24 protein-coding genes and 1 other annotated feature are annotated in these 21,616 nt (G+C 47.5%); of the genes, 3 read left to right on the forward strand and 21 right to left on the reverse strand.

Annotated features, from left to right (window positions below; translation table 11 throughout):
* Positions 1 to 194: 194 nt before the first annotated feature.
* The gene (locus tag ABEQ74_RS19095; RefSeq protein ID WP_430123722.1) at positions 195 to 554 is read right to left on the reverse strand and encodes a hypothetical protein; all 360 of its coding nucleotides are present in this window, start codon (positions 552 to 554) and stop codon (positions 195 to 197) included.
* Positions 555 to 647: 93 nt separating this feature from the next.
* On the opposite strand from ABEQ74_RS19095, the gene ABEQ74_RS19100 reads away from it, so the two are divergent.
* Complete coding sequence (locus ABEQ74_RS19100; RefSeq protein ID WP_430123723.1) at positions 648 to 1,565, forward strand: polysaccharide deacetylase family protein; 918 nt, start codon at positions 648 to 650, stop codon at positions 1,563 to 1,565.
* A 64-nt stretch (positions 1,566 to 1,629) separates the two neighbouring features.
* On the opposite strand, the gene ABEQ74_RS19105 is transcribed toward ABEQ74_RS19100, so the two are convergent.
* Genes ABEQ74_RS19105 through ABEQ74_RS19115 form a run of 3 tightly spaced genes read right to left on the reverse strand, consistent with a single transcriptional unit; the run spans position 1,630 to position 3,438 of the window.
* Positions 1,630 to 2,448: a metallophosphoesterase gene (locus ABEQ74_RS19105; RefSeq protein ID WP_430123724.1), complete on the reverse strand. Its 819-nt coding sequence runs from the start codon at positions 2,446 to 2,448 to the stop codon at positions 1,630 to 1,632.
* On the reverse strand, positions 2,445 to 2,852 hold the full coding sequence (locus tag ABEQ74_RS19110; RefSeq protein WP_430123725.1) for a hypothetical protein: 408 nt from the start codon (positions 2,850 to 2,852) through the stop codon (positions 2,445 to 2,447). Before ABEQ74_RS19110 ends, ABEQ74_RS19105 begins: the two co-directional genes overlap by 4 nt.
* Entirely contained in the window at positions 2,845 to 3,438 is a 594-nt protein-coding gene (locus tag ABEQ74_RS19115; RefSeq protein ID WP_430123726.1) for a CPBP family intramembrane glutamic endopeptidase, read from the reverse strand. The genes ABEQ74_RS19110 and ABEQ74_RS19115 overlap by 8 nt, the downstream gene beginning before the upstream one ends.
* A 227-nt stretch (positions 3,439 to 3,665) precedes the next feature.
* Positions 3,666 to 3,893: a binding site (T-box leader), on the forward strand.
* A gap of 172 nt (positions 3,894 to 4,065) precedes the next feature.
* On the opposite strand from ABEQ74_RS19115, the gene serA reads away from it, so the two are divergent.
* Positions 4,066 to 5,658: a phosphoglycerate dehydrogenase gene (gene serA, locus ABEQ74_RS19120; RefSeq protein ID WP_430123727.1), complete on the forward strand. Its 1,593-nt coding sequence runs from the start codon at positions 4,066 to 4,068 to the stop codon at positions 5,656 to 5,658.
* A gap of 125 nt (positions 5,659 to 5,783) precedes the next feature.
* Here the strand turns inward: serA and ABEQ74_RS19125 are convergent, their stop codons facing one another.
* From ABEQ74_RS19125 to ABEQ74_RS19180, 12 genes are all read right to left on the reverse strand, one after another.
* Positions 5,784 to 7,217 carry an ATP-binding protein gene (locus tag ABEQ74_RS19125; RefSeq protein WP_430123728.1) on the reverse strand — a complete coding sequence of 478 codons (1,434 nt, stop codon included), beginning with the start codon at positions 7,215 to 7,217 and terminating at the stop codon, positions 5,784 to 5,786.
* Position 7,218: 1 nt separating this feature from the next.
* Positions 7,219 to 7,935 carry a response regulator transcription factor gene (locus ABEQ74_RS19130; RefSeq protein ID WP_430123729.1) on the reverse strand — a complete coding sequence of 239 codons (717 nt, stop codon included), beginning with the start codon at positions 7,933 to 7,935 and terminating at the stop codon, positions 7,219 to 7,221.
* Positions 7,936 to 8,032: 97 nt separating this feature from the next.
* Positions 8,033 to 9,286, reverse strand: coding sequence for a c-type cytochrome biogenesis protein CcsB (gene ccsB / locus ABEQ74_RS19135; protein ID WP_430123730.1), 1,254 nt, complete (start codon positions 9,284 to 9,286; stop codon positions 8,033 to 8,035).
* Positions 9,273 to 10,976 (reverse strand): cytochrome c biogenesis protein ResB, encoded by a 1,704-nt coding sequence (locus ABEQ74_RS19140; protein ID WP_430123731.1) that lies wholly within the window; start codon positions 10,974 to 10,976, stop codon positions 9,273 to 9,275. Before ABEQ74_RS19140 ends, ccsB begins: the two co-directional genes overlap by 14 nt.
* Positions 10,973 to 11,500 (reverse strand): redoxin domain-containing protein, encoded by a 528-nt coding sequence (locus ABEQ74_RS19145; RefSeq protein ID WP_430123732.1) that lies wholly within the window; start codon positions 11,498 to 11,500, stop codon positions 10,973 to 10,975. The genes ABEQ74_RS19140 and ABEQ74_RS19145 overlap by 4 nt, the downstream gene beginning before the upstream one ends.
* 126 nt (positions 11,501 to 11,626) lie before the next feature.
* The gene (locus ABEQ74_RS19150) at positions 11,627 to 12,382 is read right to left on the reverse strand and encodes a pseudouridine synthase (protein ID WP_430123733.1); all 756 of its coding nucleotides are present in this window, start codon (positions 12,380 to 12,382) and stop codon (positions 11,627 to 11,629) included.
* A 21-nt stretch (positions 12,383 to 12,403) separates the two neighbouring features.
* Positions 12,404 to 12,742, reverse strand: a complete 339-nt coding sequence (locus ABEQ74_RS19155; RefSeq protein ID WP_430123734.1) for an N-acetylmuramoyl-L-alanine amidase — start codon at positions 12,740 to 12,742, stop codon at positions 12,404 to 12,406.
* Between the two features lie 124 nt (positions 12,743 to 12,866).
* Complete coding sequence (locus ABEQ74_RS19160; RefSeq protein ID WP_430123736.1) at positions 12,867 to 13,400, reverse strand: spore maturation protein; 534 nt, start codon at positions 13,398 to 13,400, stop codon at positions 12,867 to 12,869.
* Positions 13,401 to 13,406: 6 nt separating this feature from the next.
* Positions 13,407 to 14,039, reverse strand: a complete 633-nt coding sequence (locus tag ABEQ74_RS19165) for a nucleoside recognition domain-containing protein (RefSeq protein WP_430123737.1) — start codon at positions 14,037 to 14,039, stop codon at positions 13,407 to 13,409.
* A gap of 59 nt (positions 14,040 to 14,098) precedes the next feature.
* Entirely contained in the window at positions 14,099 to 15,280 is a 1,182-nt protein-coding gene (locus ABEQ74_RS19170) for a D-alanyl-D-alanine carboxypeptidase family protein (RefSeq protein ID WP_430123739.1), read from the reverse strand.
* Between the two features lie 120 nt (positions 15,281 to 15,400).
* Complete coding sequence (ytfJ, locus tag ABEQ74_RS19175; RefSeq protein ID WP_430123740.1) at positions 15,401 to 15,844, reverse strand: GerW family sporulation protein; 444 nt, start codon at positions 15,842 to 15,844, stop codon at positions 15,401 to 15,403.
* Positions 15,817 to 16,497 carry a DUF2953 domain-containing protein gene (locus ABEQ74_RS19180; protein WP_430123741.1) on the reverse strand — a complete coding sequence of 227 codons (681 nt, stop codon included), beginning with the start codon at positions 16,495 to 16,497 and terminating at the stop codon, positions 15,817 to 15,819. Before ABEQ74_RS19180 ends, ytfJ begins: the two co-directional genes overlap by 28 nt.
* A 222-nt stretch (positions 16,498 to 16,719) precedes the next feature.
* Between ABEQ74_RS19180 and ABEQ74_RS19185 the strand changes: the two genes are divergently transcribed.
* Entirely contained in the window at positions 16,720 to 17,334 is a 615-nt protein-coding gene (locus ABEQ74_RS19185) for a hypothetical protein (RefSeq protein WP_430123742.1), read from the forward strand.
* 164 nt (positions 17,335 to 17,498) lie between these two features.
* Here ABEQ74_RS19185 and scpB read toward each other — a convergent pair whose 3' ends face one another.
* The 5 genes from scpB to ribE form a co-directional block, all read right to left on the reverse strand.
* Positions 17,499 to 18,104: an SMC-Scp complex subunit ScpB gene (gene scpB / locus ABEQ74_RS19190; RefSeq protein WP_053488810.1), complete on the reverse strand. Its 606-nt coding sequence runs from the start codon at positions 18,102 to 18,104 to the stop codon at positions 17,499 to 17,501.
* Entirely contained in the window at positions 18,073 to 18,864 is a 792-nt protein-coding gene (locus ABEQ74_RS19195) for a segregation and condensation protein A (RefSeq protein WP_430123743.1), read from the reverse strand. The genes scpB and ABEQ74_RS19195 overlap by 32 nt, the downstream gene beginning before the upstream one ends.
* A gap of 65 nt (positions 18,865 to 18,929) precedes the next feature.
* Positions 18,930 to 19,397: a 6,7-dimethyl-8-ribityllumazine synthase gene (gene ribH, locus ABEQ74_RS19200; RefSeq protein ID WP_053488812.1), complete on the reverse strand. Its 468-nt coding sequence runs from the start codon at positions 19,395 to 19,397 to the stop codon at positions 18,930 to 18,932.
* 259 nt (positions 19,398 to 19,656) lie between these two features.
* A complete protein-coding gene (locus tag ABEQ74_RS19205; RefSeq protein ID WP_430123744.1) occupies positions 19,657 to 20,895 on the reverse strand; it encodes a bifunctional 3,4-dihydroxy-2-butanone-4-phosphate synthase/GTP cyclohydrolase II in 1,239 nt (412 codons plus the stop codon).
* A 49-nt stretch (positions 20,896 to 20,944) separates the two neighbouring features.
* The gene (gene ribE / locus ABEQ74_RS19210; RefSeq protein WP_430123745.1) at positions 20,945 to 21,613 is read right to left on the reverse strand and encodes a riboflavin synthase; all 669 of its coding nucleotides are present in this window, start codon (positions 21,611 to 21,613) and stop codon (positions 20,945 to 20,947) included.
* Positions 21,614 to 21,616: the final 3 nt, after the last annotated feature.

A 21,616-nucleotide genomic window follows, 5' to 3' on the forward strand; every position in this document is an offset into this window, starting at 1 on the left:
ATCCTCCTTACGTAAACAAAAGTTTATAACAAATTATGATGTCTGGATTATGACGTGATAAAAATGGTTTTATATAATTGATTTTATCATTTAATACCCACAAATGCACGTAAATATGTAGCAGAAGAAAAAAGAATCATTCCAGGGACCAGAGAAATCGTTCCCCGAGAATGATTCAAAAAGGTCCTTGCCGTTTACAAACCCGGTATGACGGTGTGAGTTTCTTTTAAAATCTGTTCGACTTCGGATTTCACATCCGGGTTATTGCGAATGAAATCCTTGACTTGCTTCAGGTTGGCAGATTTCGTTTGGGTCGTAGTCTGTACCCCAGATACACCCGTAGTGCGGTTGATGTCATGTTGGCCCATGCTCTCTTGGCTGGAGCCGGAATACTGGCTTTTCGTGCCTTGCATTTTGCTGATTGCGGTATCGGCAAAGTGGCCGAGATTTGTATTTTTCATCATCGATGAAATCGACATGTTGTTTTTACGGGAGATCACTCGGGAAGCCACCGCACCGAGTATGACACCACATAAAAATGACGAAGTCTTCATACATGATACCTCCTTCTATGGTAAACTCGAGATTATTGTTCTCGCACCGCCCGTAACTCATGCTACATAAATACAGGAAAGTGAGATGGAATCATGGCCTTAAAACGAACAGTCCTTTTGCTGGCTTGCTGCCTCATGCTTAGCGCCTGCGGAAATAACGGAGCAGATAAGCAAGGTACAGCCACTGAAGGCGGTAATGTACCCGCAGCGCAACAGCCCGTAACACAACAGAATGATAATACCGGACAAGCCTCCGAGCCACCGGTTAAACAAACGGAGGAAGTGGACCCAGAGGCCGCCCCGGATGCAGAGGCGACAGATGAAGGCTCTTCTGAGGACTCCGAGAAAAGCACCGATGTCACAGCACCGATAGAACCGAAGTACCACATGAACAAGGTATACCGAATCGTACCTAACGACGAGTCCGTTCCTGACAAAGTGGTACTGCTTACTTTTGATGACGGGCCTAAAGATGAGGGTATGATCAATCAACTGATTGATACACTCGATAAACATAATGCCAAGGCTATCTTCTTCGTAAACGGGTATCGTGCGAAAGCTCATCCTGAGCTATTGAAACTTATTCACGATCGCGAGCAATTCATTGGCAATCATTCCTGGGATCATATCGACCTCAAAAAGGAAAGCAAACAGAAGGTTAAGGAACAGATCGGGGACGTGCAGGAAATCGTAAAGGAAGCAACCGGATCGGAACCAAGGTTCTTCCGCCCTCCTTTCGGCTCTGGAGGAGATACAGTCAAGGAAATCGCCGCAGATCATGACCTGTTGTTTATGACTTGGTCCAACGGCTCCTTGGATTGGGAAGGCAAGAACAAGAATAAACCCGATGAAGTTATAAAAAATGTTATGGAACAGCTTCATCCCGGAAGCAACATTCTCATGCACGAGCTTCCATGGACCGTTGAAGCACTTGATGAGCTGCTGACCAAGCTGGAAGCCAAAGGTTATGGCTTCGTCGATCCGCAGCTGATTGAGCCGAAAATAAGATAAGTCCAAACAAAATATCAAAACTGCAAAAAACCATAATTCTTCCGTCATTCCCTAGACGATCGAATTATGGTTTTTTGCGCAGTGTAAGCAAATGATACTCTGATGGGCATTGCAGACGCAGCGGGATATGAGACGTGCCAAATCCACGGCTTATCAACATTCGGGAAGAAGGCTTGATTTCTGCTGCTGTTCTTGGCAGCGTATACCAGCCTGATTTGAACTTTTTGTAAAAACGCGTCAAGCGCACGGCACCTGCCAGAGGCAGAACTATCTGCCCTCCGTGGGTATGACCAGCCAGCAAGAGATCCGCTTGCATCTCCTGCCTTCCCTTGACCCAGATCGGATCATGCACAAGGATGATATGGAAATCTTCCTCATGTGCTTTCCCCCGAAATTGGGTATACGGGTGCTTCCTGCTTGCCGGTTGTCTAACTCCGCTTAAAACAATTTCCTCTTCCTCACGCTGGAGGGTGATGGTTTTATCGTTCAACAGCGTGACTCCTGTTTCTCGCAATACTTTACGCACCGCATCTTTGCCTGCAAACAGATCATGATTCCCTAGAACCGCATACACCGGAGCGATACGCACAAGCAACGACATATTATGTCTTAAGCGCTGAAAGGGCACGCCCTTCTCCGTAATGTCCCCGCCAACAAGCACACAATCAACCCCGGATAGACGAGAGGTTAACTTGGCTTCTGATAACTTTCTACGATGTATATCGGTAATAAATAATATTCGATACCCGTCAAACGACTGCGGAAGACGGTCTGATATGACTTCCTGTTCACGCATCCGGTAGCCTTGCGCTTCCATACTCATCCACCCAATGGCGCCCGCTCCGACAGCTGCAGCACATGCTAACCACATCAGCACACTCATAATATCTCCTTAAGCAGCTCCCTTAATGGAGGCGCTCCGATAAGTCCCCACCATAATAGTGACGCCATTAATAATATGAAGACGATAATCAATGAGTTCACAAACCATTTGCTCATTCTTACGCGATAAGAGGAATATGTATTCGTTCGTTTGGGAGCCAATTCTTCTTCCATTGTGGCCGGCGCTGATCTTGACGATCTGGAGCGGCTCAATCCTTCGGTTGAAGCCCTCCCTTGCGTCCGTTTCGTCCCTGCTCTCGCAGAGTTGGAAGATGTAGTATGCCCCCATATTTCCTCTGTTTGTCCTGCCTTTGTTGTCTTTCCTTTTTGTGATTGAGCCGATGTCTTGTTTTTCCGGCCTTTATTACGGCTCTGGTGTCTCTGCATTCTGCTAAGCTCACTCATGCTCCTCTTTCCTCCGAAACCGAATCAACATTCCTGATATGAAATCGATCAGAAAATGACACAAGATGGGTGCCCAAATGGTGCCTGTATGAATATATACGTATCCCAAACCATAACTGCTCAGAAATACCCAGCCTGTCGGTAACCAATGCTTTAAATATCTGACATGGATAAGTGCAAACAATATACTTGTCCAATAGGGTCCGAAGGCATGTTGAATCGCTCCGCGAAACAAGAGTTCTTCACAGATGGATACCATCAGAGCGATCACAAATATATGCCATATCGGCCTTTTTCGGAATAACATTTCGTTAATTCCACCATCATCCATACTGTCTTCCGACACAAACCGGGATAATACAAAATCTACAACCAGCATGGTTCCAGCAAGACCCAGCCCCCAGTAAACAAACTCGACATCTTGAGGGATGGCGAATAGCCCAAAGGGATTCCTCTTCTGAAATAAAATCCAGATGAGTCCCGTGATGAGCGTTAATGCCTGTGTAAGATACAGATTAATTAAGAGCAACCGGTCGTTTAATTGATGCGCTTCAATTCTTTTAACACGTATTTTAAATTTTTTCATAGAAGATGGGCCTGTCTTTCATCCTGATTTTTAAATATATCATAATGATTAGCAAATGATGATTCAATGAATTAGGCGGGCATATGCATCATAGCAAATTAACAGCATGATGTTCAAGCTATCCGCGGTTTCCGCGGTTTCTTCCCCCGGCTACCAATCTATGAACAAATGATTCACCTATTGACACAATGTTAGAAGCCATGATACATTATGAAAAAATTAATCTGTGAAAACCGATGACGGAAAAAAGATGCTGTAACGTCCTCAGAGAGCCGATGGTTGGTGGAAATCGGTGGCGAGAAAGTAATCTTGAGCGTTCCTGAGACATTTCGCTGAAGTATACAGTAGGCGCAAATCGGATGATATCCGTTACCAATCATGGTCTGAACAGACCGCTTGAGGCTGCGCGACAGCAGCGAATAAGGGTGGCACCACGAATAACTCTCGTCCCTTACTACGGAGGTAGTATGCGGATTGGGAGTTTTTTATATTTCACATCCTTTGCCACGACAACGCGTCAGTTATTCATAGTCATTTTATGTGTTTAACGGACCGCGCTTATGCGTGTTCCTTATACAATATGCAGTACCACATTTACAGAGAAATGTTAAGGAGGAAGAGAAAACCATGTTTAAAGTATTGGTATCGGATCCGATCAGTGATTTAGGGATCCAGCAGTTAATGGATGCTGCCGATGTGCAGGTAGACAAAAAAACCGGGCTTAACGAAGATGAGCTCACTGCCATTATCGGTGAATACGACGGTCTCCTCGTTCGCAGTCAAACCCGTGTTACAGAACTCATTATGAAAGCTGGCTCAAACCTTAAGGTGGTTGGCCGCGCTGGCGTAGGTGTTGACAACATTGACCTCGAGGCAGCAACCAAGCTCGGTATCGTTGTCATTAATGCCCCTGACGGGAATACAATTACGACTGCAGAGCATACATTCGCCATGATGATTGCCCTCGCCCGTCACATCCCTCAGGCTTATGCCAAGACGGTAAGCGGAACATGGGACCGAAAATCTTTCCTTGGTGTTGAACTTCGTAACAAGACGCTTGGCGTCATGGGTATGGGACGAATCGGCACCGAAGTGGCCAAACGCGCCAAAGCTTTCGGTATGAATATTCTGGCTTTCGATCCCTTCTTAACGGAGGAACGTGCAGACAAACTCGGCGTGAAGCTCTCTTCCGTGGATAATATTATCCGCAACGCAGACTTTATTACCGTTCATACGCCGCTTACGCCGGAGACGCGCCATATGATCGCCAGACCACAATTTGAAGTCATGAAACGCGGCATGCGGATCGTGAACTGCGCCCGCGGCGGCATTATCGACGAGCTCGCGCTCGTGGAAGCCATTGATGAGGGCATTGTTGCAGGCGCTGCGTTTGACGTTTTCGAGCATGAGCCGCCGGAAAGTGATCATCCGTTCCTGAGTCATCCAAAAGTCATCGTAACTCCGCATTTGGGTGCATCTACTGTTGAAGCGCAAGAAAATGTGGCAATCGATGTGTCGGAACAAGTTCTTCACATACTGCGTAACGAACCGTTTAAGAATGCTGTCAACTTCCCGCTTGTAGCGGCGAGTGTTATGAACAAGCTCCAGCCTTATTTCTCCCTCGGCGAGAAATTGGGCAGTGTAGCGGCACAGATCACTGCACATGCGGTGAAAGAGATTCATCTGGACTATGCCGGTGAGCTGGCTGAAGTAGATACGCAGGCCCTGACCCGATACATCGTCAAGGGAGTGCTAGAACGCCATCTTGGTAATGAAGTGAACATTGTTAACTCCATGCATCTCGCAAAAAGCCGTGACTTACATGTGGTTGTTACCCAGACACCGAAAACCAAGGACTTCACCAACCTGGTTACTGTTACGCTCAAAACGCAAAACGGTATGGAGCGAATCGTCGCTGGTACACTTCTGCTCGGTTATGGAGAGCGCATCGTCCGGCTTGACAAGTTCCCAGTCGATATTTCTCCGGAAGGTCATCTGATTCTGATCTCCCATAATGACAAGCCAGGACTTATCGGGCGTGTTGGAACCCTGCTTGGCGAGAACGATGTCAATATCGCCTCCATGCAGGTTGGACGCAAGGTCATTGGCGGAGAGGCGATCATGCTCCTGACGGTCGACAAGAACGTTCCTAAGGACGTGTTAATCAAGCTTACCGGTCTGTCAGACCTGAACACCGCACAACAAATCGCTATGGGCTAACATATTGGACTAAATCATTCATAAAGGGTTTAATCATTGTTCCACGTAGAACAAGATTAATCCCTTCATTTCAACAAAAAAACACGCTCCCGGGGAGCGTGTTTTGTCTTATATGCGGAGATGCTCTAGGATTCTGGCGCTTTTGCGGGAATGGTCAACGTAAACACGGTCCCTTTTCCCACTTCACTCGTTGCAGTAATCGTTCCATGATGAGCATTCACAATATTTTTCACAATGGCGAGTCCTATTCCTGTTCCCACTGTCTCACCCCGTACACGTGCCTTATCGGCCTTGTAGAACCTCTCAAACACAAAGGGCAGATCCTCCTGTGGAATCCCGACCCCTTGGTCGCAAATCTTCACTTGCAGAGCTTCGGTGTTCGATTGGCGGATCCGATCAGCGACAATTTGGATTTGCTTATCCGAAGGCGTATGACGAAAAGCATTATCGAGCAAATTGGTCAACACCTGCTCCAGTTTGTCTTCGTCGGCTGCTTCAAGTTGAAGATTCGAATTTAGCTTGTTCAGTTGAAGATCAATATGGCGCTCCTTGGCACGAACCGTAAACTTCCGATATACCCGTTCGCATAATTCACCAGCATCCATCTTCCTAAGCGATAATTCAGAATGTCCCGCCTCCATACGGGTTAAATCAAGCAAATCCTTTACCAGCCGTCCCATGCGCAGAGACTCTTCATGGATCACCTGGATGAGCTCGCGGCTCTCTTCCGGTGAAGCCGCCATCCCGTCAAGCAGCGCTTCACTATAGCCCTGCATCATGGATAACGGCGTTCGAATTTCATGCGACACATTCGCTATGAAATCTGTACGCATCTTCTCCAGCTTCACCTGTTCGGTAATATCTCTCAACACGACAACAGCGCCTCGAATCATATCATCCGAAGATAAAGGTGCCATATGGGCTGACCATATCCCCTGGTTGACATGCAGGTCGGCACTCTTGTCTATACCTTCATGTACGGTGGCATAGTATAGCTCACTTAACGGTTTTGGCATAACATCGGCTGCCCAGCCTCCGCCCTGCAGCTCATCGTCCCATTGCAGACCTTTCCAGCTCTTCATAATGTCTTGTCCCGGCGGGTTCGCCAAAATGACCTGGCCATGGTTATCGAAGGTAATAACGGCATCACTCATGCTTCTCAGCACACTAGATAAATGCTCCTTCTCATGATTCAAATTGCGAATGTTCGATTCGAGCTCTGCTGCCATATGATTAAACGTATTTGCCAGTTCGCCGATCTCATCACTGGTTACAAGATTCAATCGAGTCCCGTACTTCCCCTTACGAATGTCATTAGCCGCCTCAATGAGCTGCTGCATCGGCTGCGTAATCTTCGTTAACAGGAACAAGCCGAAGAAAGTTGTCATTGAAAAACCAATAATGGCCACATACGTGAATAATCGCTTGATCGCATCTGAATTCGCAAACGTCGTATCAATATAAGGGAGCAGAAATAATCCGAGCGTCAGGAGCACGCACGCGACCAAACAAGTGATCGTAATCCAAAGCTTGCCGACGAGTGACCTCCAGAAACTCACGTTACTTCGGGACCTCCAACTTATAGCCTACTCCCCATACCGTCGTGATCATCGCCGCAGATTCCAAGGAAACCTTGTTTAACTTCTCACGCAGTCGTTTCACATGGGTATCGACTGTGCGCAGATCACCGAAAAATTCATAATTCCATACATCTTTAAGCAGTTCTTCGCGCGAAAACACCTTATCTGGCGAGGAGGCCAGATAGTGTAATAGCTCGTACTCCTTCGGCGTCAAGCTGATCTCATGTCCGCCCGCTGTTACGCGGTGAGCATCATGCTCGATGACCAAATGCGGGAATACGATGCTGTTGCTAGGATTCGATTCTTTGGTCAGATAGGCAGTAGCCGATGAGCGGCGCAAAATCGCCTTCACCCGGTAGATCACCTCGCGCGGACTGAACGGCTTGACGACATAATCATCCGCCCCCACTTCAAACCCCTGAACTCGGTTGATCTCTTCGCCTTTGGCGGTCAGCATCAGAATCGGTGTAGACTTCACCTGACGAAGGCGGGTGCACACTTCGACCCCGTCCATTCCGGGCAGCATGACATCCAGAATAACGAGTCCGTAATCTTCCGAACTTGCTTTACGCAGGGCGGTCTCTCCATCCTCCGCCTCTTCGATTTCATAGCCTTCTTTCTCCAAATACATTTTCAATAATCGGCGAATCCGTTCTTCATCATCAACAACGAGAATACGATTTCCGTGTTCTGACATTGGCAGCCAACTCCTTATGAATGATAGGGAAAACCAGAAGTGGCCCTCTTAACTAAGAAAGGGCCCTTCTGATATTAATCATTGCTATTATGTTCGATTAATCGGTACCGGCGTATGAATGCAGACCCGCGATAATCAGATTGACACCAACCAGCGTAAACATGACTACGATAAAGCCGATAACGGACAGCCAGGACGAGTATTTACCCTGCCAGCCGCGTGACAGCCGGAGATGGAGATACACGCTGTAGAACAGCCATGTAATAAGCGCCCATACTTCCTTCGGATCCCAGCCCCAGAACCGGCCCCAGGCAATTTCTGCCCAGATCATGGCGAATATGAGCCCGCCAAGTGTAAATACTGGGAAACCAATCGCAATGGCTCGGTAACTAATCTCATCCAGATCATCCGGATCCAGTCGGTTTAGCGCAGGCTGAATGAATTTCGCCAGCGGCTTACGCAGAATCAGGCGGAGCAGTCCATATAGAATCACCCCAGTGAGCAGCGACCAAATGACTGTATTCAGCTTGCGCCCCGCATTTACTCCGTGCATCCAGGATGGTGCTTCCATGAGAGGAGATTTCATTCCCAAGAAGGATTGCATGCTCTCCGTCTCGCTCTTGTATGGCGCAACAAGTGGAGGCATGTTGTATTCCACTTTTACTATTGTACTATTTTCTGTCTTCGGGTCAACCAATGTCTGATTAAATTCAGCCTGATAACCGGCGGTACGGAAGCCGTATACCGACACTATAAATCCGATCAGAATAACGATGGCAAACATGCACAGTTCAAGCCAGAGTTGTTCTCTGCGCGAACCCTTGTCAGTTCCGCTAAAGTTAACAGTACGGAGAAGGTGCATCAAACCGGCTATGAAGCCGACGGCAAAAAATGCATCACCCAATGCCGCGAGCGTAACGTGAATGCCCAGCCAATAGGACTGAAGAGATGGGATCAGCGGCTGAACCTCCTGCGGGAACACGGCTGCATAGGCCATAATCAGAATCGCCAGCGGCAGTGCAAACAGTCCAAGCAGTGACTTTTTGTATATAAAATAGAGCACAAGAAAGGCAATCATGATTGCCATCGACAAGAAGGACATGAACTCGTACATGTTGCTTACAGGTACATGACCTGAGCCCGCCCATCTTGTGAAGAAGTACACCAGATGCCCAATCAAGCCGATCGCTGCCGTCACAAACGCAATTTTGCCCCATTTCGCCAAATGGGCTTCCGGGTCCCGCTTGCGGAATCTTCTTCCCATTACGGCAAGTGCATACAGGATAAACGCTACACAATACAAGGCAAAGGCTACGACAAACGCGTTACCACTAAAATCAATTAGATTCATGCTTATTCCCCCTGTTATTCTCCAATGACTTCTCGTCGACATCCATATTCATTCCCTTGAATATTGCGGAGATCTCCTTACGAAGTCCAAACCAGTTTTTATTCGTATGAGCGCCCAGAGTCAGCATGCCGTTATCAATACGAAGCCAGATTCGGCGATGGGTGAAGTAAAAGCCCATGATCAGCCCGACCATGCCTATGAAACAACCAACCCATATGAACGGCATGGCTTTATCTACACGTATATTCAAATACGTCGTCGATTCTGCAAAGTCTACATCGTCCATGCTGAGCACATCCAGTGATACGATTTCTTCCCCGCCTGCCAGCTGTGCATTAATCGCTTCCTGGTTGAATCGTTCCTTATCGATCTGTTTCGGGAAGTAAAAGTATTGAATACCTTCCTTCGGCAAATCAGGCCCTTCAATCAGAAATAAGAATGCAGGCGCATTCGGGTTCGGTGACAGGTTTACCGGTTTACCGTTATCGCCAAGCCCAAAATCGGTATAGGTTTGGGTTAGCGTGAGCGAGTACTCTCCCGCCTGGTACTTTCTCTGGGGATCATTGATCGACAATGTAATCTTGCCGTATTCTTTGCCGCTCTTGCTGTTAATCAGCACTGGCGAAACCGAACGGAGAATCGGGGTCAGATCATAATCGAATTGGTATGCCTTTAACCCTTTGTAGTTGAGCGGATGATTCACCTCAATGTTATGGCGAGTCACTTCCACAAGCTCAGGGTCCTTATCCAAATCGCCGCAATTGGCCTCACACATGTACAGCACAGCCTGCGTTTGAAATTCTTTCGGCAGCACTTTATTTTTGCCTTTGAATTCTTCAGGCATATCATCTTCGGTATAGAATTCAACCTTAAAACCATTGTTCAGCAAGTAATAACTGGTGTTCTTGATATGCACCGGCTCACCTTGCGGAAATGCCACGTGCTCGTCCATATACAGCCCTGGAAGATTCCGTCCGAGTACCGCCAGAAGGAATATGATCAGACCAATATGCAGAACATAGGGCCCCCAGCGGCTGAAGCGCTGCTTCTCCGCCAATAAAGTCCCTCCGTCTGTGCGCACGCGGTACCTTTTTTTCTTAATGATGGGCTTAACGCGTTCAACCCACTCTACTCCGCCCTCTTCGACTGGTCCTTGATAAACGACCTTTTGGCGGGTAAGAAAAGACATATGTTTCGGAATCCGCTGCCGGCTAAGAGCCTTGTAGAGAGGCAGTACACGGTCAAGACTGCATATGACAAGCGATGCGCCAATCATGACAAGCAGCAGCACAAACCACCAGGATGTGTATGTATGTGACAGGCCAAGCAAGTAGTAAATATGCCCGAGCTGTCCGTACTCCTCTTTGTAATAAACCGAGGGGTCAATGTTAAGGAACGTGCTCTCCTGTGGAAATATCGTCCCTAACGAGGAACCGATCAACGTGAACAATATCAGATATATTGCTACTTTTACCGAGGAAAAGAAATTCCATACCTGGTCAATAACCCCGGGATTTGCTTTCTGTGACCGGCGGGCAACCCCATCGTAGCGCATTTCTAAAACAGGCTGCGCTTCAGCCTCCTCGGTAAGCGGCTTTCCGCAAGCCTCGCATAGAACGGTTCCCGTGGGATTCTGGTGGCCACAATCACATTTCGTGTTCTGGATCAAAGGCTTGGAACCTTGACTCATTTCGCATTCACCAACTGTTCAATTTGTTTGTCCAGGGTGTTCAAATCCAGTTCGCCTATACGTATATGGTCAATCTTGCCAGAGGCCGTTACGAAGAAGGTGGTTGGCATGGGACCTACCCCGAAGCTGGCAACAGCATTCCGTTTAGGATCCATCAATATGGGGAATTTCACACCGGTCTGGGCAACAAAATTCTCTACCGTCACTTTGTTCTCCCCTACGTTAATCCCGATGATCTCAACGCCTTCGCTGCTCCATTTTTCCCACTGGGATTGAAGAGCCGGCATTTCGCGAACGCATGGCGGACAGTAGGTTCCCCAGAAATTGATCACTCTGGCCTTACCTTCATAATCACTCATGGTATGTACGTTACCATCCATGCCTAGAAGTTCAAAATCCGCTGCCTTCTGACCCACTTTGGGTACCTTGTCAGAGCCGAAAACAACCGTGGCAACGGCGTATACTCCGACCAACACGATGGCAAGCAGAATCACGATCTGTATATTTTTCTTCGATTTGCCCATAATGCAGCAGCTTCCTTTCTATGACAATCATCATAAACGTACCCTGCGGGTGTGAACATCCTATGAACAATTATAACGAAATTTGTCATAAACGCCGCTCGCCAATTTGAATATTATGTGTCGGGTTTAGCGTTTTTTCTTCGATTTTCCGGCCGGTTTCGCGGATTTCGCCATCTGCAGCAGCTGATTGATTTCATTTGGCGTCAAATGGCGGTATAGGCCCCTTTTTAAATTCTGAAGGAGCAGATCTCCGTACGATATTCGCTTCAAGCGAACAACCGGATGAGATATCGCTTCAAACATTCTTCTCACTTGACGGTTGCGCCCTTCATGAATGGTAATCGAAATAACGGATTGTTTATTATCGGGGTCGACATCCTTATACTCCACTTCAGCAGGAGATGTCATGCCGTCTTCCAGCATAATCCCTTGACGGAGCTTGTCCAGTTCAGTGCCATGAGGCACCCCTTTCACGGTAGCCAAGTATGTCTTGGGCACATGATATTTAGGGTGGCTGAGCAAATTCGCGAACTCGCCGTCATTGGTTAGCAGCAGCAAACCCTCCGTGTCGTAATCCAGTCGCCCTATCGGATAGACCCGCTCTTTAATGCCTTTAAGATAATCGGATACAATTTTTCGGCCTTCGGGATCGGAAGCGCTTGTAATGACTCCCTTCGGCTTATTCAGCATGATATATACCTTTTTTTCATTCTTAATCGGTTTGCCTGAAACCGTAATGACATCTTGGGCTGGATCGGCCTTCGTGCCGAGCTCGGTAACGGTCTCTCCGTTTACCTGCACCTTGCCTTCAAGAATCAATTCCTCGCACTTGCGGCGGGAAGCAACTCCGGCCTGTGCCATTATCTTCTGTAATCTCTCCATGTTCTTTAGGTCACCTCATTCCTAATGATAACCATCGACAGGATAAATCACAAGCGCGTTCCAAGGAAAATATGAGCCAGGGCAATCGTCTGTGTGCGGAAATAGGTATAGCGGGGAGATATCATGGAGTCTGGACAGCTCCATAATCATTTTGCTGGCGATAAACAGCTGGGTTTTTTGGTCCAGGCTCATGGCGGCGTAGCCGATATTGAAGTCGCCTTCCAGACAAATATGAATCTGCCCCGGGTGGACAGATATCGAAGAGGCGGTGACCGAACCGTCCGCATGAATAATAAAGTCATAGTTCTGTTGTTTCTCTAAACATGCGTTATGATGAATAACAAAACCCTCGATTTCCATTTCATCACCCCTCCTACAATTTTCATTGCAGCAGTATATGATGCAGTGGAACCAAGGGTATAGGCATATCTCTCGATTTAATGGAAATCTACCCGTCACTTAAATGTTGACCACGGGGTACCGACTAACCGAAAACCAGTAAACAGACGGCAATCGCCGCGATAAAACCTACCAAATCGGAGAACAATCCCACCTTCAGCGCATACCGACCATTCCGAATGCCAACAGCTCCGAAATAAACGGTCAGCACATACAATGTCGTGTCTGTGCTTCCCTGGATGGTTGATGCCATTCGTCCGATCATCGAATCCGGACCATATGCCCGGATCAGTTCCGTCGTGTAAGCTAGTGAGCCCGTCCCGGTCAGCGGTCTTAATATTCCCAATGGTAAAATCTCGCTAGGTACCCCCAAGGCTTGAAGGAAGGAACCTGTCCAACCAACAAAAAACTCTAACGCCCCGGAAGAGCGGAAAACACTGATGGCCACCATCATCCCTACCAAATGCGGTATAATTCCGATCGCCGTTGAGAAGCCGTCCTTGGCTCCGTCCACAAATGACTCGTATACAGGTACTTTTCGTGTATAAGCATAAAGAGGGATAAAAGCGATAATAATGGGAATAGACCATGCTGAAACGAGATTTATCCATGACAGCAATGTGTATCACCCCTTCACATCCGGGTTCAGATCTGTTCGAATATCCGGCCGTCTTTGGCGACGTATCGTCTGCCTCCGATACCACCGGTCTGCGATAATCGCTGCTCCCGTTGCAATCGCTGTTGCTAATAACGTTGTACCAACGATTTCTGACGGATTCGCAGACTGATAATTCAGCCTGATCGCTATGAGGGTTGTCGGTATTAGCGTGATGCTGGCGGTATTTAACGCGAGAAGTGTACACATCGCCGGTGAGGCCGTATCCTTATCTGGATTCAGCTTCTGAAGCTCCTGCATCGCTTTAATTCCCATCGGGGTTGCAGCATTGCCAAGGCCAAACAAGTTGGCACTCATATTAGATAGAATATATCCCATGGCAGGATGATTCTTAGGCACATCAGGGAACAGGAAGCGGACAACCGGTCCGAGCAGCTTGGCAACCTTAGCGAGCAGTCCAGCATCCTCAGCCAGCCGCATCATACCCAGCCAAAAAACCAGGATACTGATTAGACCGAAAGAGACAGTCACTCCGGTTTGAGCTCCATCAAATGCGGCCTTAGTAACACTGTCTATGTTGCCGTTAAATGCCGCAAAGCAAAACCCAACCAATATCATCCCCATCCAAATTAAATTAATCATCACTTCGCCTCCGTTTTGTGGCCCCGCTGCATGAGAATACAGGATCTCTTTAGCGAAGACTAATTATGGTGGGCCCTGAACAGCTCCCTTAGCACTTCTCCTGCAGCCTGCCATAACGACAACGAACCGACAGGCGCCGATGCGCTTCTGGATTTCTGCACAAACTCAGGAGTTTCAGGAAGCTTGCTTCCTTCCTCATAGACCGGTATTTTTCCGATGCTGACATTCTTGAGCAGCAGCTCAATATGACCGCGAAGTCCAAACGACAGATCCGGTGAGGCAGTCTTATACAGTACCAGCCTTTTGACCAGCTGTGCCTCCTCGTCATGGGCGAATGCATAAGTAAATGTACTGCCCGCAACCAGTGAATAGCCCTGGATCTTTTGCCCTTTTTCCGTCACTTTCTTTAATGGGAAATTCGCGAATCCATAGTCCAGCATCGTGGAGTGGTCATTCCAATCATTACCATCATTAAGCGTTACTGCCGCAATCTGCTGGCCGTTTCGGGTTGCCGAACTGACCAGACAGCGAAAGGCTTTTTTGGTATAACCCGTTTTGACACCGTCAGCTCCTTCATAGAACCGAAGCATCTTGTTCTTGTTATCCCACTTGTAATCCCATGCCTCATTCGGATTGGGAGCCTTCTTGGTAGGTGTTTTGACGATTTCGCTAAAAATAGGGTTAGTGAGCGCATAGGCTGTCAGTTTAGCTACATCGTTCGCAGAAGAGTAGTGTTCATCATGATCAAGACCATGGGGATTCATAAAATGTGAATTCGCCATCCCTAGCTCCATCGCCTTCTCATTCATCAACATGACAAAGCCTTCTTCCGTACCACCTACATGTTCGGCAATGGCGGTTGCCGCGTCGTTCCCTGAACGGAGCATTAGGCCATACAATAGATTTTCCAACGTCATCTCTTCTCCAAGCTTCAAGAAAATCGAAGAGCCCTCTTTGGCAAAAGCATTCTTGGAAACTTTGACGCGATCATCCAGCTTGCCGTGTTCAATAGCTACGATGGCTGTCATGATTTTGGTCAAACTGGCAATTCTTAATCTCTCATCCCCTTGCTTGCTGTACAGGATTCTCCCGGAAGTAACATCAATCAGCGCTGCTGCCTGGGCATGATTGGGCGGTCCACTCTCATGATCCGAATATACGGGAACATACATCACCAGCAATAGACATAGGGAGACTACCAAAGATACCAACGACTTGCAGTTTGTCCGCTTCATTTTCATTATTTTATCCTCCGGGGTTCAGAAATCTTGTACAAGTATATGTCCTCTTCGCCGAAGGTATGTCCAATTTTATTACAGCAAAAATCCCCTCCATACCTGGAAGGGATCAGCTTGCGCCTATCAATAAGCAGACGTATTGTTGTCGTGCCCATTGTTGGCTGATTGAAACATCGACTGGATTTGCTCAAGTAAATATGGGGTTGCGTCGATAATTCGTTCAAACAGATGGGTTTGGTTGTCGAGTGGCACAATGTGCACGCCATCCTTGCCTACGACCAGGAAAGCAATCGGGCGAATGGAGACACCGCCACCGCTGCCGCCACCGAAAGGAAGGGGATTATGATCGCCGCCATGAGCCCCGTTAGCAGCATGCTGATGACCGCCGCCCTCGATGTTATAATCACTGCCGCCAGCCGCGAACCCGAAAGCCACTTTACTGATGGGTAATATAACACTGCCATCAGGCGTATTCACCGGGTCGCCTACGATGGTATTAACGTCCACCATTCCCTTGATGTTCTCCATAGCGGTTTGCATCAAGCCTTGAATAGGGTGTTCTGCCATGTTTTAATTCCTCCTTTCACCTTTAACACGCGAACTATAAGTACCAGTCCAGCATACATAGCTTTACCGCAGGAGATTTTCGCTATGCAGTATAGCTCTGTGGAAATTTGCGGAGGACCGTTAAAGATCGGAACCACCTCAACCTGTGGCATCTCCTCCATAATCAAGCGGTAAGACATCCATCCAAGTAGGGTATGCTTTACACCATGAAGAATACCTGTTGCAACTGCCGTATCGGCTGCATGCTCGAGTGCAATGCGAGTCGACCAGCGTACATCCATAAGATGTACCGCTGCCATTGTCTTCTTCGTCCATTTTTTGAGCCCTTTTGTTGATAACAATACCCGCACATAGTCACTATATCGAACCGTTCTGCTTGAAGAATGTTTCTCTTCTTTTGAACCAAGCGGGATACCCTGGTCTCCGGGAACGGTCTTTTTTTTATACTCAATGCCGCCGTTGGCCAGATGAAAAGGGACCTCATACTTGCGTGTAATTAATCCGAAAATCATCTTCATCTCCGCCAATATTTTATATTCATTGTTCCTCAAAACCACATCCAGCTTAATCGTTACCCGAGAGCTCAATACAACGATCAGCAATAAGATGAGGAGCACGACCAGGCCCGCCGCCAGTAAGATCCATATCCTCACGAAGTAACCCCCAAGAAACGAGCTTAGTAAAATGTAATCCGCTTGGCTTAGTATGGCAAAAACTCCTCCAAAAGATGCGGAGCCTTTTAGTTTAAAAGGCCAAGGAGGATGAAACAGTTGCTCCGTGTGTGAGTAGCAAAATCTTGCATTGGAAAATTTTATGACAATATAGATAATGCAGTATAATTTACCCGTAGAACATTTCATAAATGAGGTGTATAGATGAATAAAATTTTTAGTTTCTTTTTAATCACGGGACTTTTGTCAACTGTTCTCGGCTGCAATGGCGATCAACAAGACCAGAATGTTCAAATATCGGATGAGACAGAAATTTCAAACAATCAGAAAAGCGCTGGCCAGATTACACAGCAACCAACGAATACAAATGAAGCAAAAGATGGTAAGAGCGAAGTGGACAAAGTATCTCAAGAATCTGAAAATTCTAAGAAACCCTATAAAGCGAAATATATCGATAACCCACAGTATCTTGATGAAAGCCTCTACGAAGGGGACGAATTAGAAATTGTTCGATTGCTAAATAAAATGATGAAGAGCATTCTTACGGAAAATGTGGATATCTATAGAAGTGTTTTGACAAAAGACCACTACCAACAAACAGATACTGAACAATATCTGAAAAATATCAAAATAACATATTTATCTGATGCGACTTTTTATGAGGGTCCTTCGGAGTACTTTTCTGATATGGAAGTAGGTGTTAAAGAAGAATCCTATCTTCCCAATTCCACCGATTCCCCCAATGCTTATTTCGGAACAGCTATATATCTAATGTTTAAGGAAGATGGCCAGTGGAAGATCGGTGAAAAAAAGTGGTGACATATTGCCCTATAACAAAGTTAACAGTTGCTAGTTGTAAAAGCCCAATTGAAAGCACAAAGTTAATTGAAATTTATCGAAGGTTGATTTATTCCATGAAAACACAAAAAAATCCCGAGCGCGATTAAACCGCGCTCAGGATCCATCCCATCTTATATGAGATACTAGCTTTCTCCCACATCATCAAACGTAAGCTGACGATCGTCCAGCTTATCGAATAACAGCTGTGTCTCTTCTTCTAACTGATCCGTATCCTCAAACTGTGACGGCTCGGGTAAATCCTTGATGTTGGCGAGTCCGAAATAATCCAGAAATGATTTGGTCGTTCCATACAGAATCGGCCTTCCAATCGCTTCGGCACGTCCGACTTCTTCAATCAACCCCTTACTCACCAATGTATGGATTGCACGCTCGGATTTAACGCCCCGGATGTCCTCAATCTCCACACGCGTTATCGGCTGGCGATAAGCGACAATGGACAGCGTTTCGAGCGCAGCTTGAGACAATGCCGAGCGGGAAGGCGAATAGGCCAATCGCTCGAAGTAGGGGGCATGCTCGGCTAATGTAGCCATTTTGTAGCTTCCAGCAATTTGAACGATCTGAATTCCCCGCTCCTGACGCTCCCATTCCTCCTTCATGTCCTCAAGTGCTTCGCCAACCAGACCATCCGATTGCTCGGTAATCTCAGCGATGTGCTTGACCGACAAACCCTCTTCTCCGGACAGGAACAGAAGCCCCTCAATAATCGATTTCAGCTTCGGATAATCCATCAATGCGTTCTTCCCCTCTCCACTCTAAAACGATATCTTCAAACAACTTCTCCTGATAGCACAAAATTTGTTTCATTTTCATAAGTTCCAATATGGCCAGGAAGGTCACCACGATCTCATGCCGTTCCATTTCTTCGTGTAGAAGCTTGGAGAACAGAACCCTTCCCCCTGTGCCGGCCTGTTCCAAGGTGTCCATAACCTGGCGAATGCGGTCCTTTACCGATATTTCATCCCGCTGAATACGAGCATACGAAGTACGCTTGACTGCTTTGCTTAACGCTTTCTGGAAAGCGCTGATCAAATCCGATATATGTAATCCCTGTACCGGGTTTTCCTCCACTAACGGCATATAAGCGCTCAGGTCTTCCGCTTCCTTGGAATAAATGTGGCTGCGTTCAAACTCTTTCTCATGCAGATGGCGTGCGATGCCTTTATATTTGCGGTATTCAATCAGCTTGGCAATGAGTTCTGCTCTCGGGTCCATGTCGTCCTCTTCATAAAAATCGAACTCGTCCATTTCGATAATGGGAGGCTTAGGAAGCAGCAGCTTGCTCTTTATAGACAACAGCGTGGCAGCCATGACCAGGAATTCGCTCGTAACTTCCAGCTCCAGCTCCTGCATATTGTGCAAATAGGCCATATACTGCTCAGTAATCTCACTGACGGGAATATCCTGGATGTCGATTTCCGCTTTATCAATCAAATGCAGCAGTAGATCGAGCGGTCCTTCAAACGTTTCCAGCTTGTATAATACGGTCACGGTAAATCCTCCCGCCAAAAATAAAATGCAGTGCTCTTAAAAAAGAGCACTACATTAAATAAGCACTATTTTAAGCTTTTCGTCAAGTTCGCCATTTCAATGGCTGCCATGGCCGAATCCCAGCCTTTATTGCCCGCCTTGGTTCCTGCACGTTCAACGGCTTGCTCGATATTCTCTGTCGTGACGACTCCGAAAATCGTTGGTACGCCGGTCTTCAGATTAATGGCGGATACTCCTTTGGCCACTTCGTTGCATACATAATCGTAGTGAGTGGTGGAGCCGCGAATGACGGTTCCCAAGGTGATGATTGCATCGTACTTGCCGCTTTCTGCCATTTTTTGGGCAATGAGCGGGATTTCGAATGCTCCCGGTACCCAAGCCACGTCGATTTCGTTGTCATCTGCACCGTGACGTTTCAATGCGTCTAGAGCGCCGCCGAGCAGCTTGCTGGTGATGAATTCGTTGAAACGACCTACGACGATACCGTACTTCAGACCCTCGGATACTAATTTACCTTCAAATATTGTTGCCATTATGGATGACTTCCTTTCGGTTTGGAGTTTATAAAGGTCTTACCGTGATCATAGTCATGCTGCGCATTTAAGTCGCTGCCGGATCAAATCGTTCTTCCGATCACTGTTAACTCCTGATTTCATGAACTATTTGACCAGGGTAGAAATCAGGAGTTAAAGGCGAACGCTGGCACTTCTCCAGAACTGATTTGCTCCTCTGCTTATCAATGCTTTAGCAAAACCTTCTTCTCAAAAAAGACCTTTGTTATTTTGTGTTTGATTAGTTGGCACTCTCGTTCTGCTCGATGTCATTGAATTTCAGCATATGACCGAGCTTCGCTTGCTTGGTATGCAGATAGCCTGTGTTATCCTCGTTCTCCGGCATCTGGATCGGGACCCGCTCCACAACCTCCAGGCCGTAACCTTCAAGGCCCTTGATTTTGCGCGGGTTGTTTGTCAGCAAGCGGATATGTCTCACACCCAGATCCTTCAGAATCTGGGCACCGATGCCGTAATCACGTAGATCTGCCGCAAAGCCGAGCTTCAGATTCGCGTCAACGGTATCCAGTCCCTCTTCCTGGAGCTTGTAGGCTTTCAGTTTGTTGATTAAGCCGATACCCCGCCCCTCCTGTCGCATGTAGAGGAGTACGCCTCTGCCTGCTTCATCGATCTGGCGAAGGGCCGCCTCAAATTGCGGACCGCAGTCGCAGCGATGGGAGTGGAACACATCCCCCGTCAGGCACTCGGAGTGAACGCGGACGAGAACTGGCTCATTTGGGTCGATCTCTCCTTTGACCAAAGCGACATGCTCTTTGTTGTCCACGTCGTTGGTGTACGCAACGGCCTGAAACACACCGTAGTCGGTCGGCATCCGCACAGCTACCTCACGCTGCACGAGCTTTTCTTTTTCGTTGCGGTAATGGATCAGATCCTTGATGCTAATCAGCTTCAGAGCATGCTTTTTCGCAATCTCCACCAGGTCGGGAAGCCGGGCCATCGTTCCGTCTTCCTTGATCACCTCACAGATGACGCCGGCCGGATAGGAGCCACTGAGCCGAGCAAGATCGACCGCCGCCTCTGTATGTCCTGCACGGCGAAGGACGCCCCCGTTCTTTGCAATTAGCGGGAACATATGTCCCGGTCTGCGGAAATCCGCAGCAGACGCGCTTGAATCCAGGATACTCTTCACGGTTACAGACCGCTCATAGGCGGATATGCCTGTCGTTGTATCCTTATGATCAATAGAGACGGTAAAAGCCGTTCCATGAAAATCTGTATTTTGGGTAACCATCGGTTTGAGATCAAGTTCCTGAGCTCTGGCCTGCGTCATCGGCAAGCATACCAACCCGCGGCCTTCGGTGATCATAAAATTGATAACCTCAGGGGTTGCCTTATCTGCCAGAGCGATAAAATCCCCTTCATTCTCGCGATCTTCATCGTCAACGACAATGATGACCTTGCCTTCCTTCAAATCTGATAACGCCTCTTCGATTGTATGAAATGAAAAACGTTCATCCATCGTTGCCCCTCCTTCTTCTCCAAAACGTCTGTTGACTAGAAGCAATCTTTTATGCAAATCCATGCTCAGCAAGATAGTCTCTGCTCAATCCGGGCTTTGTCCCTTCTCTTCTTCCCCTATCTTCTGAGCCGAAGTGTAGAAGATGTTCCACATATTTCCCTAAAATGTCAGTTTCGATATTCACTGTATTGCCTGCTTTTTTGTAAGCGAGCACCGTCTCCGCCAGCGTGTGAGGGATAATGGACACCGTAAAGGAGGTCTCTGTCGTTTTGACAACAGTCAGGCTGATTCCATCCAAGGTAACGGAGCCTTTCGGAATAATATATTTGAGTATGTCCTTGTTCACAGGCGCAACCTCGTACACTACGGCATTCTGATCCGTCAGCACGCTTCGGATGACCCCCACACCATCGACATGCCCCTGCACAATGTGGCCGCCAAATCTTCCTCCGGCTGCCATCGCTCGTTCCAAATTGACCTTTCCTCCAGGCTGCAGATCCTTTAGATTGGTGCTTCTATAGGTTTCAGGCATGACATCCACCGTAAAGATTCCTTTGTCAATCGTCGTAGCCGTTAAGCAGACGCCATTCACGGATACACTGTCGCCCAGCTTTAAATCATCCATGATCCGGCTAGCTGAGATGCTCAGCAGCATGGCCTCGCCTTTGCGCCCAATCCGCCTCATCTCACCGATCTCCTCGACCAATCCGGTAAACACAGG

It is taken from the genome of Paenibacillus solani (assembly GCF_050475945.1).
Taxonomy (GTDB): domain Bacteria; phylum Bacillota; class Bacilli; order Paenibacillales; family Paenibacillaceae; genus Paenibacillus_AQ; species Paenibacillus_AQ solani_A.

What these genes read in the sequence shown, in the direction of transcription:
- ABEQ74_RS19095 (WP_430123722.1), bottom strand. Translation starts at nt 554, where the DNA reads ATGAAGACTTCGTCATTTTTATGTGGTGTCATACTCGGTGCGGTGGCT.
- ABEQ74_RS19100 (WP_430123723.1), top strand. Translation starts at nt 648, where the DNA reads ATGGCCTTAAAACGAACAGTCCTTTTGCTGGCTTGCTGCCTCATGCTT.
- ABEQ74_RS19105 (WP_430123724.1), bottom strand. Translation starts at nt 2,448, where the DNA reads ATGAGTGTGCTGATGTGGTTAGCATGTGCTGCAGCTGTCGGAGCGGGC.
- ABEQ74_RS19110 (WP_430123725.1), bottom strand. Translation starts at nt 2,852, where the DNA reads ATGAGTGAGCTTAGCAGAATGCAGAGACACCAGAGCCGTAATAAAGGC.
- ABEQ74_RS19115 (WP_430123726.1), bottom strand. Translation starts at nt 3,438, where the DNA reads ATGAAAAAATTTAAAATACGTGTTAAAAGAATTGAAGCGCATCAATTA.
- serA (WP_430123727.1), top strand. Translation starts at nt 4,066, where the DNA reads ATGTTTAAAGTATTGGTATCGGATCCGATCAGTGATTTAGGGATCCAG.
- ABEQ74_RS19130 (WP_430123729.1), bottom strand. Translation starts at nt 7,935, where the DNA reads ATGTCAGAACACGGAAATCGTATTCTCGTTGTTGATGATGAAGAACGG.
- ccsB (WP_430123730.1), bottom strand. Translation starts at nt 9,286, where the DNA reads ATGAATCTAATTGATTTTAGTGGTAACGCGTTTGTCGTAGCCTTTGCC.
- ABEQ74_RS19140 (WP_430123731.1), bottom strand. Translation starts at nt 10,976, where the DNA reads ATGAGTCAAGGTTCCAAGCCTTTGATCCAGAACACGAAATGTGATTGT.
- ABEQ74_RS19145 (WP_430123732.1), bottom strand. Translation starts at nt 11,500, where the DNA reads ATGGGCAAATCGAAGAAAAATATACAGATCGTGATTCTGCTTGCCATC.
- ABEQ74_RS19150 (WP_430123733.1), bottom strand. Translation starts at nt 12,382, where the DNA reads ATGGAGAGATTACAGAAGATAATGGCACAGGCCGGAGTTGCTTCCCGC.
- ABEQ74_RS19155 (WP_430123734.1), bottom strand. Translation starts at nt 12,742, where the DNA reads ATGGAAATCGAGGGTTTTGTTATTCATCATAACGCATGTTTAGAGAAA.
- ABEQ74_RS19165 (WP_430123737.1), bottom strand. Translation starts at nt 14,039, where the DNA reads ATGATTAATTTAATTTGGATGGGGATGATATTGGTTGGGTTTTGCTTT.
- ABEQ74_RS19170 (WP_430123739.1), bottom strand. Translation starts at nt 15,280, where the DNA reads ATGAAAATGAAGCGGACAAACTGCAAGTCGTTGGTATCTTTGGTAGTC.
- ytfJ (WP_430123740.1), bottom strand. Translation starts at nt 15,844, where the DNA reads ATGGCAGAACACCCTATTCAAGGCTTGATGCAAACCGCTATGGAGAAC.
- ABEQ74_RS19185 (WP_430123742.1), top strand. Translation starts at nt 16,720, where the DNA reads ATGAATAAAATTTTTAGTTTCTTTTTAATCACGGGACTTTTGTCAACT.
- scpB (WP_053488810.1), bottom strand. Translation starts at nt 18,104, where the DNA reads ATGGATTATCCGAAGCTGAAATCGATTATTGAGGGGCTTCTGTTCCTG.
- ribH (WP_053488812.1), bottom strand. Translation starts at nt 19,397, where the DNA reads ATGGCAACAATATTTGAAGGTAAATTAGTATCCGAGGGTCTGAAGTAC.
- ABEQ74_RS19205 (WP_430123744.1), bottom strand. Translation starts at nt 20,895, where the DNA reads ATGGATGAACGTTTTTCATTTCATACAATCGAAGAGGCGTTATCAGAT.